General features: G+C 70.9%; 9 protein-coding genes. All 9 read right to left on the bottom strand.

Going from position 1 to position 12797, the window contains the following annotated elements; genetic code table 11:
* Window positions 1-99: 99 nt before the first annotated feature.
* Window positions 100-1401, bottom strand: coding sequence for an NtaA/DmoA family FMN-dependent monooxygenase (locus M8330_RS12650; RefSeq protein ID WP_250827621.1), 1302 nt, complete (start codon window positions 1399-1401; stop codon window positions 100-102).
* A gap of 206 nt (window positions 1402-1607) precedes the next feature.
* Window positions 1608-2915 carry an NtaA/DmoA family FMN-dependent monooxygenase gene (locus M8330_RS12645; RefSeq protein WP_250827620.1) on the bottom strand — a complete coding sequence of 436 codons (1308 nt, stop codon included), beginning with the start codon at window positions 2913-2915 and terminating at the stop codon, window positions 1608-1610.
* A 39-nt stretch (window positions 2916-2954) separates the two neighbouring features.
* Window positions 2955-4259, bottom strand: a complete 1305-nt coding sequence (locus tag M8330_RS12640; protein WP_250827619.1) for an NtaA/DmoA family FMN-dependent monooxygenase — start codon at window positions 4257-4259, stop codon at window positions 2955-2957.
* A 59-nt stretch (window positions 4260-4318) separates the two neighbouring features.
* Window positions 4319-5629 (bottom strand): NtaA/DmoA family FMN-dependent monooxygenase, encoded by a 1311-nt coding sequence (locus M8330_RS12635; protein ID WP_250827618.1) that lies wholly within the window; start codon window positions 5627-5629, stop codon window positions 4319-4321.
* A gap of 20 nt (window positions 5630-5649) precedes the next feature.
* Window positions 5650-6966 (bottom strand): NtaA/DmoA family FMN-dependent monooxygenase, encoded by a 1317-nt coding sequence (locus M8330_RS12630; RefSeq protein WP_250827617.1) that lies wholly within the window; start codon window positions 6964-6966, stop codon window positions 5650-5652.
* Window positions 6966-8264, bottom strand: coding sequence for an NtaA/DmoA family FMN-dependent monooxygenase (locus M8330_RS12625; RefSeq protein WP_250827616.1), 1299 nt, complete (start codon window positions 8262-8264; stop codon window positions 6966-6968). Before M8330_RS12625 ends, M8330_RS12630 begins: the two co-directional genes overlap by 1 nt.
* Window positions 8264-10552, bottom strand: a complete 2289-nt coding sequence (locus tag M8330_RS12620; protein WP_250827615.1) for an LLM class flavin-dependent oxidoreductase — start codon at window positions 10550-10552, stop codon at window positions 8264-8266. The genes M8330_RS12625 and M8330_RS12620 overlap by 1 nt, the downstream gene beginning before the upstream one ends.
* Window positions 10549-11442 carry an LLM class oxidoreductase gene (locus M8330_RS12615; protein ID WP_250827614.1) on the bottom strand — a complete coding sequence of 298 codons (894 nt, stop codon included), beginning with the start codon at window positions 11440-11442 and terminating at the stop codon, window positions 10549-10551. Before M8330_RS12615 ends, M8330_RS12620 begins: the two co-directional genes overlap by 4 nt.
* Window positions 11442-12797 carry an NtaA/DmoA family FMN-dependent monooxygenase gene (locus M8330_RS12610; protein WP_250827613.1) on the bottom strand — a complete coding sequence of 452 codons (1356 nt, stop codon included), beginning with the start codon at window positions 12795-12797 and terminating at the stop codon, window positions 11442-11444. Before M8330_RS12610 ends, M8330_RS12615 begins: the two co-directional genes overlap by 1 nt.

Genomic DNA, 12797 nt, shown 5'->3' with positions numbered 1-12797 from the left:
GGGGTTTATTGTCCTCCCCCCCCCCCCGGGGGGGCCCCCCGGGGGGGGGGGGGGGGGGGGGGGGGGGCCCCCCCCCCGCCGGAACCGGCCACACGCTGGTCAGAAGGCGAGGAGGTTGTCGCGGAAGTGGTCGTGCGTGTACTCCTCGCGCACGAGCCCACGCCGCTGGAGCGCGGGGGTCAGGCCGTCGGCCATCTCCGCGATGAACCGCCGGTTGAGGTCGAAGTTGGCGAAGAGGAACCCGTCGCCTCCGACCTCCTGCATGACCTCGTCCATCTTCGCGGCGATGGTGTCGGGGGAGCCGACCAGCTCGAGGCCACCCGGGCCCTTGTTCGCGATCTGGCGGGGGGTCTTGCCGATGGCCTGCTTCATCATCTGCTGGTGACCGTTGGTGGTCGTGCCCTCGGGGATCACCTCGTCGAGGTCCCACTGGGAGAAGTCGATCATCGAGTGCCGCGAGAGGTGGAGCAGCGACAGCTCGGGGTGCGCCTCGCCGAACGCCTTCTGGCGCTCACGCTTGGCCCACGCCTCCTCGTCGGTCTCGGCGACGACCGGGTGCACGAGGAAGAGCACCTTGGCGTCGTCGGGGTTGCGCCCGTGGCCCGCGGCCTGGGCACGGACGTCCTCGCGGAACTCCTTCATCGCGGCCGGGCCGCCGTCGACGCCGCAGATGATCGCGTTGGCGGCGCGGGAGGAGAACTTGCGGCCGGCCTTGGAACCGCCGGCCTGCACGAACGTGGGCAGGCCCTGGGGGGACTGCGGGGCGTTGAGCGGGCCCCGCGAGGAGAAGTACTTGCCCTGGAAGTCGACCGTGTGGACCTTCGTGAAGTCGCCCCACGTGTTCGTCTTCTCGTCGAGCACCACGGCGTCCTCGTCCCACGAGGTCCACAGCCGGCAGGCGAGGTCGAAGAACTCCTCGGCCATCTCGTACCGCTCGTCGTGCTCGAGCCAGCCGTCGAGGCCGTAGTTCTTGGCGGCGTTGTCGTTGGAGCCGGTGACGATGTTCCAGCCGGTGCGGCCCTTCGACATGTGGTCGAGGGTGTTGATCTTGCGGGCCAGGCCGTAGGGGTGGTGCTCGGAGACCGACAGCGTCGGCACGATGCCGATCTTCTCGGTGAAGTGGCTCATCAGCGGCGCCAGGACGCTGGGGTCCATCTTGGGCGTCGCCGTCGCCGACTTGACGTAGGCCTCGGCCGTGCCGCCGTAGGCGTCGGGCACGTAGCTGGAGTCCTCGATGATGATGAAGTCGAAGCGCGCGCGCTCCAGACCCTGGGCCAGGTCGATCCAGAGCTGGGGGTCGGCCCAGTCCTTGCCGCCGCGGCCGGACCAGGTCTTGTTCCACGACTTCACGCCGAAGCCGCCGGCGCCGAACCAGGCCAGGTGGAAGGGATTGGCCGACATGGTGGGGCCCACCTCTCGAAGAGTTTTTCTCGGACGTGGAGGAACGTAGGCAGCGGTCGTCACGGTCCCGATAAGGCCGAGGGACGTCGCCATTACGCCAGCGACCACCCCCTGAAACAGACCGGTCCGCCCACGCTGACGTGGGCGGACCGGTCCGGAGATGGGCTGCGCTACGGCTTTCCGCGGCGGATTCGCGGCGGTTCTGCTCAGAAGGCCAGCAGGTTGTCGCGGAAGGTGTCGTGGGAGTACTCCTCGCGCACCACGCCGCGGCGCTGCAGCGCCGGCACGAGGCCGTCGGCGATCTCGGAGATGTAGCGACGGTTCAGGTCGCGCGAGGCGATGAGGAACCCGTCGCCGCCGACCTCCTCCATCGCCTCGTCGAGCTGGGCCGCGACGGTGTCGGGCGAGCCGACGATCTCGAAGTTCCCCTGCCCGAAGCCCTCGCGCAGGATCTGGCGCGGGGTCTTGCCGATGCACTGCTCCAGCTGCTGCCGGTGGCCGTTTGTCGTGGTGCCCTCGGGGATGACCTCGTCGAGGTCCCACTGGGAGAAGTCGATGCGGGAGTGCCGCGAGAGGTGCAGCAGCCCGATCTCCGGGTGGGCCTCGGCGAACTCGGTCTGGCGCCGACGCTTGGCCCACGCCTCCTCGTCGGTCTCGGCGATGATCGGCGAGATCAGGTACAGCACCTTGACGTCGTCCGGCGACCGCCCGGCCAGGGCGGCCTGGGCGCGGATGTCGTCCCGGAACGCCTTCATCTTGGCGGGGCCGCCCTCGACGCCCGAGATGATCGCGTTGGCGGCGCGGGCATCGAACTTCTTGCCCCGGGGTGAGCCGCCGGCCTGCACGAACGTGGGCAGGCCCTGCGGGGACTGCGGTGCGTTGAGCGGGCCGCGCGAGGAGAAGTACGTGCCCTGGAAGTCGACGGTGTGGACCTTGGTGAAGTCGCCCCAGGTGCCCGTCGCCTCGTCGAGGACGACCGCGTCCTCCTCCCACGAGGTCCACAGCCGGCAGGCGAGGTCGAAGAACTCGTCCGCCATGTCGTAGCGCTCGTCGTGCTCGAGCCAGTCGTCGAGGCCGTAGTTCTTGGCGGCGTTGTCGTTCGAGCCGGTGACGATGTTCCAGCCGGTGCGGCCCTGCGACATGTGGTCGAGGGTGTTGATGGTGCGGGCCAGGCCGTAGGGGTGGTGCTCGGAGACCGACATCGTCGGGACGATGCCGATCTTCTTCGTCGCGTGGCTCATCAGCGGCGCGAGGACGCTCGGGTCCATCTTCGGCGTGGCCGTGGCCGTCTTCAGGTAGGCCTCCGACGTGCCGCCGTAGGTGTCCGGCATGTACGAGGAGTCCTCGATGATGATGAAGTCGAACCGGGCGCGCTCGAGCGCCTGGGCCAGGTCGATCCACAGGGCCGGGTCGGCCCAGTCCTGGCCGCCACGACCGGAGAAGGTCTTGCCCCACGACTTCACGCCGAAGCCGTCGGCGGCGAACCACGCGAGGTGGAAGGGGTCTGCACTCACTGTCGGGTCTCTGCTTCCGGTCTCAGGGGTGGCCCCGGCTCAGTGGCCGAGGAGGTTCTGCTTGAACGTGGGCTGCGGGTAGCTGGTGCGCACCAGGCCACGGCGCTGGAGCTCGGGGGCCAGGCCCGAGCAGATCTCGTCGATGTAGCGGCGGGTCGAGGGGCTCATGATGAGGAACCCGTCGCCGCCGACCTCCTCGACGATCTCCTCCATCCGGTCGGCGCACTCGGCCGGCGTGCCGAAGATCGGCGGGCCGAACTGCGAGCGCTCCTCGATGGACTCGCGCAGGGTCTTGCCCTTGTTGCGCTTCATGAAGTCGTCGAGGATCGACTGGTGCCCGTTGGTCTTCAGGTCCTGCGGGAAGGGCGCGTCGAGGTCGAACTGGGAGAAGTCGATCTCCGTGGTCGAGGAGATGCCGGCCAGGGTCTGCTCGATCTGGGCGTGGCTGAGGGCGCCGAACCGCTGGTGGTGAGCCTTCTTGGCGCCCTCGGAGGTCTCCGCGACGACCGGGGAGACCTGGAAGAGCACCTTGATGTCGTCGGGGTCCCGGCCGAACTTCTCCGCGCGGGCGCGGATGTCCTCGCGGTACTCCTTCATCTTCGAGATGACGGGGTTGGTCGCGATGATCGCGGTGGCGTTCTTCGCGGCGAAGTCACGGCCGGCCGGTGAGCCGCCGGCCTGGCAGAGCACCGGGTGCCCCTGCGGGCCCGGGGGCATGTTCAGCGGGCCGCGCACGGCGAAGTGCTTGCCGCGGTGGTGGATCGGGTGGACCTTCGTGTGGTCGGCGTAGCGACCGGTCTCCCGGTCCATCACCACGGCGCCCGGCTCCCACGAGTCCCACAGCTGCTTGACGACGTCCACGAACTCCTCGGCGACCTCGTAGCGCACGTCGTGGTCGGGCAGCTTGTCCATGCCGTAGTTCTGCGCGGCGATGTCCTCCGAGGAGGTCACGACGTTCCAGCCCACGCGGCCCTTGGTCAGGTGGTCCAGCGTCGCCATGAGGCGGGCGAGGATGAACGGCGGGTAGAACGACGTCGAGGCCGTGGCCACGAGGCCGATGTGGCTGGTCTCGCGGGCCAGGATCGGCAGCAGCGCCATCGGGTCGAGCTTCGGCGCGTGCTGGCTGTACTTCAGCGCGATCTCGGAGCTGCCGCCGTAGGTCTCGGGGACGAACGTGGAGTCCTCGAACATGATGAAGTCGAAGCCAGCCCGCTCCATCTGCTTGATTATGTCGACGTGGTACTCGCCGGTGAACCACTCGTTGCCCGCGTCGCCCGCGAACGGGGACGCCCATGCGGGCGGGGCGAAGGAGTTGAACCAGGCGAGGTGGAAGGGCTTCGTCACGGGAGGACTCGTCTCTGTGCGTCGGGGCGGTGCGTGCTGCTGGTGCCGGGGAGTCCTGCTCAGAAGGCGAGCAGGTTCTCCTTGAAGGTGGCGTGCGGGTACTCGGTGCGCACCAGGCCGCGACGCTGCAGCTCGGGGGCGACGCCGGAGCAGATGGCGTCGATGTAGCGGCGGGTGTGCGGCGCCGCGAGGATCAGGAAGCCGTCGCCGCCGACCTCCTCCATCAGCGCCTCCATCTGGTCCGCCACGGACGTCGGGGTGCCGACGACCTGCGGGCCGAGCTGCGCGCGCTCGGAGAGCGACTCACGCAGCGTCTTGTCCTTGTTGCGCTCCATCAGGTCCGCCAGCACCGACTGGTGGCCGTTGGTGGTGAGGTCCTGCGGGAAGGGCGCGTCGAGGTCGTACTTGCCGAAGTCGATCTCGGTGACCGCGGCGGTCATCGCCAGCACCTTCTCGATGGCCAGCGGGTCCTCCATGCCGAAGAGCCGGTGGTGCTGCTCCCAGGCCTCGTCCTCGGTCTCGCCGATGACGGGCGAGAGGTGGAAGAGCACCTTCACGTCGTCGGGGTCACGCCCGAACTTCTCCGCGCGGGCACGGATGTCCTCCCGGTACTCCTTCATCTTCGAGACGATCGGCTGGGTCACGACGATCGCGTTGGCGTGCTTGGCGGCGAAGTCGCGGCCGCGCGGCGACCCGCCCGCCTGGCAGATCGGCAGCACGCCCTGCGGGCCGGCCGGCATGTTGAGCGGGCCGCGGACCTTGAAGTACGTGCCCTCGTGATGGATCGGGCTGACCTTGGTGTGGTCGGCGTAGTGGCCGGTCTCCCGGTCCATCACGACCGCGTCCGGCTCCCACGACTCCCAGAGCTTCTTGACGATGCCGACGTGCTCCTCGGCCATGTCGTAGCGCTCGTCGTGCGGGAGCAGCTTGTCGATGCCGTAGTTCTGCGCGGCGACGTCCTCGGAGGAGGTGACGACGTTCCAGCCGACCCGTCCGCCCGTGAGGTGGTCCATCGTGGCCATGACGCGGGCCAGGATGAACGGCGGGTAGAACGAGGTCGACCCGGTGGCGATCAGGCCGATCTTCTCGGTCTCGCGGGCCAGCATCGGCAGCAGCGGGAACGGGTCCAGCTTCGGCGAGTGCAGCGCGTGCTTGAGGTCGAGCTCCTGGGTCCCGCCCATGGCGTCGGAGACCATGGTGGAGTCCTCGAACATGATGAAGTCGAAGCCCGCGCGCTCCATCTGCTTGATCATCGACAGGTGGTACTCACCGGTCATCCACTCCTCGCCGGAGACGCCGCCCCAGGGCGAGCGCCACGACGGCGGGTTGAAGGAGGTGAACCACGCGAGGTGGAAGGGCTTGGCGGCCATGGTGGAGCCTTTCGGGAGCGTCAGAAGGCGAGCAGGTTGTCGCGGAAGGTGGCGTGCGGGAAGTCGGTGCGCACGAGGCCGCGACGCTGCAGCTCGGGGGCGAGTCCGAAACAGATGGAGTCGATGTAGCGCCGGGTGTGGGAGAGGCCCGTCTCGGCGCGGATGAGGAAGCCGTCGATGCCGGTGTCCTCGACGATCTGCTCCATCCGGTCCGCGACCTGCGCGACGGTGCCGACGGTCTGCGGGCCCATCTGGGCGCGCTCGGTCAGCGACTCACGCAGGGTCTTGCCGACGTTGCGGGCCATGAGGTCGTCCAGCACCGACTGGTGGCCGTTGGTGGTGAGGCCCTGCGGGAACGGCTCGTCCAGGTCGAACTGCTTCCAGTCGATGCTGGTGACCGCAGCCAGGATGGCCAGGGTCTGCTCGACCTGCAGGGGGTCCTCCATGCCGTAGGTGCGACGCCAGACCGACCAGGCCTCCTCCTCGGTCTCGCCGACGACGGGCGAGAGGTGGAAGAGGACGCGGATCTCGTCGGGGTCGCGGCCGAGCCTCTCCGCGCGGGCCCGGATGTCGTCGGCGTACTCCTTCATCCTGGGCAGCAGCGGGTTGGTCGCCACGATGGCGTTGGCGTGCTGCGCCGCGAAGTCACGACCCGCGGGCGAGCCGCCGGCCTGGCAGATGACCGGGTGACCCTGCGGGCCCGCAGGCATGTTGAGCGGGCCGCGGACCTTGAAGTACGTGCCCTCGTGGTGGATGGGGCTGACCTTGGTGTGGTCGGCGTAGTGGCCGGTCTCGCGGTCCATCACGACCGCGCCCGGCTCCCACGAGTCCCACAGCGCCTTGACGACGTCCAGGAACTCCTGGGCCTGCACGTAGCGCTCGTCGTGCTCGAGCAGCTTGTCGATGCCGTAGTTCTGCGCGGCGATGTCCTGGGAGGAGGTGACGACGTTCCAGCCGACGCGACCGCCGGTGAGGTGGTCCATCGTGGCCATGACGCGGGCCAGGATGAACGGCGGGTAGAAGGAGGTGGACCCGGTCGCGATCAGGCCGATCTTCTCGGTCTCGCGGGCCAGCACCGGCAGCAGCGGGAACGGGTCCAGCTTCGGCGAGTGCAGGCCGTGCTTGAGGTCCATCTCCGCGGTGCCGCCGAGGGCCTCGCTGACGAGGCTGGAGTCCTCGAACATGATGAAGTCGAAGCCGGCACGCTCGAGCTGCTTGACCATCGAGACGTAGTACTCGCCGGTCATCCACTCCTCGCCCGAGACACCGCCCCAGGGCGAGCGCCAGGCCGGCGGCTTGAACGAGGTGAACCAGGCCAGGTGGAAAGGACGACTCATCAGGCCACCGCCCACGCGCTCGCGCGGTCGTCGAGCTCGCTGAGCCCGAAGTGGCCGGCCAGGCTGGTGCTCTCGTACGACGTCCGGGCCAGGCCGCGCTCCTGGAGGATCGGCACCACGCCGGTCACGAAGGACTCGATCGTGTGGCCGATGTTCGGCGCCACCAGGGAGTAGCCGTCACAGGTGCCGGCCTCGAACCACTCCTGCATGGTGTCGGCGACGCGCTCGGCGGTGCCGGACTCGACGAACTGCATGTTGGCCAGCCCGCCGACGTAGGAGAGGTAGGCGGTCTGGCTGATGGTCAGGTCGCCCTCGCGCGCCATGCGGGCGAACAGCCCGGCCTGGCTCACGCTGGCGGCCTTGACCTCGGGCAGGTCGTCGAACGGCAGCGGGCCCTCGGCGTCGTATGCCTTGAGGTCGATCTCCAGCAGGCCGGAGAGGTGGCCGATCGTGTCGGCTCCCTTGGCGTGGAAGTCGTCCAGCAGCGTCTTGAGCTGCTCGCCCTCCTCGTCGGTCGGGGCCAGGAACGGGGCCAGACCCAGCATGACCTTGACGGACTCCGGGTCGCGGCCGTAGTCGGCGGTGCGCTTCTTGATATCGGCGTAGTACTCCTGGCCGGCCTCGAGCGAGGAGCCACCGGCGTAGATCGCGTCTGCCCAGCGGGCGGCCTGGTCGCGGCCGTCGGGCGAGGAGCCGGCCTGGATGATGACCGGACGGCCCAGCGGCGGCCGCTGGACGTCGAGCACACCCTCGACGTCGAAGAACCGGCCGTGGTGGCTGATCGGCGTGCCCGGGGCGTCGACGGTGGGGGCACCGGCCCACAGCCGGGTGACGACCTCGAGGAACTCGTGAGCCCGGGCGTAGCGCTGATCGTGCGGCAGCTGGTCGGAGCGGTTGAAGTTGCGGGCGATCGCGGCACCCGTGGAGGCCACGTAGTTCACGCCGAGGCGTCCGCCGCTCAGGCTCGCGACCGAGGCCGCCCGTCGGGCCACGTCGAAGGGCTCGTTGTAGCTGGTGGAGAGGGTCGCGATGACGCCGATGTGGTCGGTGACCGCCATCAGCCGCGAGGCCATCTCGAGCGGGTCCACGCGGGTGCCGGTGACGCTCGTGCGCCCAGGGGCGTGGACGGGGCTGTCGGCCAGGAAGGCCTGGTCGAAGAACCCCTTCTCCGCCCACTGCACCGCGTGCACGTAGGCCGCGAGGTTCGGGATCGCGGTGACGTCCGCGGCCGGGTGCCGCCAGGCGCCCGAGTGTCGCCCGTACTCGCTGAGGTTGAGGCTGAGGTGGATGAGGGACATCAGGCGGCCCGACCGCCGACCGGGAGCTCGATGCCCAGGGCAGCTGCCAGCGTGCCGGGCTCGGATACCGGGGCCAGGCCCAGGCCGTCGAGCGCGGCGACGAGCGCGTCGCCGGCCGCGGGAGCACCGTGCAGTGCGACGCCGTCGGCGCCGATCGCGGCGACCGCGGCGGTGGCGTCGGCCGCGGTGGCCAGGCCCAGGAGGCCGTCGACCTCACCGGCGACCAGGAGCGTCACGGGGCTGCCGGCGGCCTCGGCGGCGGCACGCACGGTGCCGGCCAGCTCGGCCAGGTCGGTGCCGGCCTCGGGGGCCAGGACGACGACGTCGGCCGACACGGTCAGGTAGCGGGCCTCCTCGAGGGTGCCCACCTGGGCGAAGATCACCGGTCGCTGCTGCGGCGAGGGCGGGGTGTCGAGCGGCCCTGCCACGCGGAAGGACGTGGAGCGGTAGTTGATCGGGTGGATGCGGGAGTCGTCCTTGAAGTCACCGGACTCCTTGTCGGGCCACTGAGCGCCGTCCTCCCAGCTGTCCCACAGCTCCAGTCCGATCTCGACGTACTCGTTCGCGCGGTGCAGCTCGTCGGCGCGGCCGAGGGTGGAGCGCCACTCGTAGGCGGCCGCCTCCTCAGCGCCGGTGCTGTGGCGCAGGAGCCAGCCGCTGCGGCCCGCAGCCAGGTGGTCGAGCGTCGCGAGGCGGCGGGCCGAGTGGTACGGGAACCCGTAGAGGGCCGAGTCGGTCGCGACGACGCCGATGGTCGAGGTCACTGCGGCGACGCGGGCAGCCAGCGTGGTCGACTCGAACGGGGTGGGACCCAGGCCGGTGTCGGCGCCGTCGAGGAGGCCGACGGAGGAGGCTCCCGCCTGCTCCAGTCGCTGGCTCGTGCCGACGACCTGCTCGAGGGTGGTGTCACCGGTGAGGGTGAGGAACGTGGCGACGATCATGCGGGGCTCCGCTCTGGGGTGTTCTCGGTGGTGGGGACGGTGGTGCGTGAGGTGCGCGGGTCCAGCTCGGTGAGGCCGAGCAGCAAGGCGTGCGTGGTGGGCCGCGGCGCCCACTGCGTGCGGACGAGCCCCCGCTGCTGGAGCAGCGGGACGACGCCGTCCACGAAGTCGTCGATGGTGCGGGGCACGATCGGCGCGACGATCGTGAAGCCGTCGCAGGTGCCGGCCTCGTACCAGCCGCTCCATGACGTCCGCCATCTGCGGCGGAGTCATGGCCTCGCGGAACTGCATGTTCGACAGGCCGCCGGCGTAGGCGCGGAACGCGACCTCGCGGATGCTCAGGCCCTGCTCGCGCGCCATCCGGGTCAGCAGCGCGGACTGGCTGACGCTCGCCGAGGAGACGGCGGTGGGCAGGTCGTCGAACGGGACGGGGCCGTCGGGGTCGTAGGTGGAGAGGTCGAGCTCGAGGACGCCGGAGAGGTAGCCGATCGTGTCGGCGCCGCGGGCGTGCAGGCCGTCGAGTGTGGCCTCCAGCGAGGCGGCCTCCTCGACGGTGTCGCCGATGTAGGCGGTGAGCCCGAGCATCACCTTGATGGAGTCGGGGTCGCGGCCGTAGGCCTCTGCCCGCCGCTTGATGTCGGCGTAGAACTCCTGCGCCCCGTCCAGCGGGCGGCCGGCGGCGTAGACCGCGTCGGCCCACCGGGCAGCCTGGTCGCGGCTCTCGGGCGAGGAACCCGCCATCACGATGAGTGGCCGGCCCAGCGGCGCCCGGGGGACGTCGAGGGCGGTGTCCAGCGTGACGTGCTCCCCCGCCACGTGCACCGCCGTCGCCGCCGTGCCCTCCTGCGCGGAGGACGCCCACAGCCGCGTGACCGCGGTGATGAACTCCTCGTAGCGGGCGTAGCGGGCGTCGTGGTCGAGCTGGCCCGGCAGGTCGTAGTTGCGGGCGATCGCGTCGCCGGTGGAGGCGACGAAGTTGATGCCGGAGCGGCCCTGGGTGAGCACGGAGAGCGCCGCGGCCCGGCGAGCGATGTCGTAGGGCTCGTTGTAGCTGGTGGTGATCGTGGCGATGACGCCGATGTGCTCGGTCACCTTGGCCATCAGCAGCGCGAGCGCCATCGGGTCCATGCGCGTGGGGCCGATGCTGAGGCGTCCGCGGTTGTGCACCGGGCTGTCGGCGACGAAGAGCTGGTCCATGAAGCCGCGCTCGGCGGTGCGGGCCAGGTGCTCGTAGACGCCGATGTTCGGCATCTGCGAGACGTCGCTCTCGGGGTGCATCCACCCGCCGGAGTGGCGGCCGTACTCGGTGCAGTTGAGCCCGAGCAGGATCTGCGAGGTCGTGCTCATGCGGTGCGGCTCCCGTGCTCGAATGTGGCCAGGCCGAGGCGCTCCGCGAAGGTGCCGCCGGCCGGGGCGGACGCGACGTCGGACCAGGTCAGGGCCGCCTCCACCGAGAGGACCGGGGCGACGCCGTCGGCGCCGGCGGCCGCGGCGAGGGTGGCCGCCGAGGCCGGGTCGGCGGGGTCGTCGACCCGGAGCAGGACCAGCGAAGCCCCGGCCTCGCGGGCCGCGACGACCAGCGGTGCGCTGCCGTCCGGACCGGGGGTCACCACCGCCACGTCGGTCCACGGCCCGAGGGCGGCGGCCTCCGCGACGGTGCTGACGCCCACGAGAATGACGGGGCGCCGCTGCGGCGACGGCGGCACGTCGAGCGGCCCGGCGACCTGGAAGGCCTCCGAGACGTAGTCGATGCTGTGGATGCGGCTGTCGTCCTTGAAGTCGCCCGTCTCCTTGTCGGGCCACTGGGCGCCGTCCTCCCAGCTGTCCCACAGCCGGTAGGAGATCTCCAGGTGCTCGCTGCAGCGGCCGAGCTCCGCGGCCCGGTCCCCGGTCGAGCGCCAGGCGTGACCGAGGCTTTCGGGCCCGGACGACGTCGTGCGCACCAGCCACCCGGCGTACCCGCCGGAGAGGTGGTCGAGCGTCGCGAACCGGCGCGCGGAGTGGTACGGGAAGCCGTAGAGGCCCGACTGGGTGCCGACCACGCCGACCCCCTCGAGCTCGAGGGCCGCGGCGGTGGCGAGCAGGGAGGATTCGGTGGCACCCAGGTCGGTGCCGAGGTCGGCCGCGTCGAGGAAGCCGACGCCGGCCACGCCCGCGGCCGCCAGTGACCCGGCGGCGGCGAGCAGGGCCGACGGTGAGGCGTCCGCGTCGACCCGCAGCAGCGCGACGGTGACCATCAGGCCGCCGCCTCGTCGTCGGTACCCCCGGTGCCACCCGTGCCGGCCGCTCGCGACGGGGTGCCGGGCACGCCCAGCGTCTCCAGGCCGAAGTGGCCCGCGAGGGTGTCGGCCTCGTAGCCGGTGCGCATGAGGCCTCGCTCCTGCAGGATCGGCACGACGTGCGTCACGAACGCCTCGATGGTCTGCCCGATCGACGGAGCGACCAGCGAGAACCCGTCGCAGGTGCCGGCCTCGAACCACTCCTGCATGACGTCGGCGACGTGCTCGGGCGTGCCGGTGGCGACGAACTGCATGTTGCCGAGGCCACCGACGTAGGCGCGGTGCGCGAGCTGGCGGATGGTGATCTCCTCCTCCGCGGCCATGCGGCGGAAGAGCTTGCCCATGGAGGAGCCGGCCGCGTCGATGCCCGCGAGGTCCTCGGGCAGCTCGTCCAGGGGCAGCGGGCCGTCGGGGTCGTACGCGGAGAGGTCGGCCTCGAGGATCGTGCCGAGGAACCCGATCGTGTCCGCACCCTCGGCGTGGTAGCCGTCCAGGCGGGCGTGCAGCGCCTCGGCCTCCTCCTGGGTCTCGCCCAGGAAGGGGCAGATGCCGAGCATGACCTTCACCGTGTCGGGGTCGCGGCCGTGGTCGGCGGCCCGGCGCTTGATGTCGGCGTAGAACTCCTGCGCCCGCGGGATGGTCGAGCCGGCCGCGTAGATGGCGTCGGCCCAGCGGGCAGCCAGGTCGCGGCCCTCCTCCGACGAACCCGCCTGGACGATGATCGGCCGCCCCAGCGGCGGGCGGTGGACGTCCAGGGAGCCCTCGACGTCGAAGAAGGCCCCGTGGTGGGCGAGCGGCTCCGCGGGCTCGGTCGGCGTCGCCGCCCGGGCCCACAGGTCGGTCACGACCTCGAGGAACTCGTTGGAGCGCACGTAGCGCTCGTCGTGCGGCAGCTGGCCGGGGTGCCCGAAGTTGCGGGCCACGTGGTCGCCCGAGGACGCCACGTAGTTCAGCCCCAGCCGGCCGCCGCACAGCAGCGAGAGCGCGGCGCCGCGGCGGGCGACGTCGAACGGCTCGTTGTAGGTGGTGGAGACCGTCGTGATGATCCCGATGCGCTCGGTCGCCTCGGTGAGCACGGCCGCCATCTCCAGCGGGTCGACCCGGCTGGGGCTGATCAACACCCGACCCCACGGGTGCACCGGGGTGTCGGCGAAGAAGGCCTGGTCGAAGCAGCCCTTCTCCGCCCACTGCACGGCGTGCACGTAGGCGGCGAGGTTCGGGATGCGGGAGGTGTCCGCAGCCGGGTCGCGCCAGGCGCCGTCGTGGCGGCCGTACTCGGTGAGGTTGAGGCTCAGGTGCATCTGTCGGGTCAC

Source organism: Nocardioides bruguierae, from assembly GCF_023656415.1.
Classification (GTDB): domain Bacteria; phylum Actinomycetota; class Actinomycetes; order Propionibacteriales; family Nocardioidaceae; genus Nocardioides; species Nocardioides bruguierae.
The sequence above is the reverse complement of the archived record's forward strand: the minus strand, read 5'-3'. Positions and strand labels throughout refer to the sequence as shown.

Coding starts and splice junctions, on each gene's coding strand:
- M8330_RS12650 (WP_250827621.1), bottom strand. CDS start 1,401: ATGTCGGCCAATCCCTTCCACCTGGCCTGGTTCGGCGCCGGCGGCTTC.
- M8330_RS12625 (WP_250827616.1), bottom strand. CDS start 8,264: ATGTCCCTCATCCACCTCAGCCTCAACCTCAGCGAGTACGGGCGACAC.
- M8330_RS12615 (WP_250827614.1), bottom strand. CDS start 11,442: ATGGTCACCGTCGCGCTGCTGCGGGTCGACGCGGACGCCTCACCGTCG.
- M8330_RS12630 (WP_250827617.1), bottom strand. CDS start 6,966: ATGAGTCGTCCTTTCCACCTGGCCTGGTTCACCTCGTTCAAGCCGCCG.
- M8330_RS12620 (WP_250827615.1), bottom strand. CDS start 10,552: ATGAGCACGACCTCGCAGATCCTGCTCGGGCTCAACTGCACCGAGTAC.
- M8330_RS12635 (WP_250827618.1), bottom strand. CDS start 5,629: ATGGCCGCCAAGCCCTTCCACCTCGCGTGGTTCACCTCCTTCAACCCG.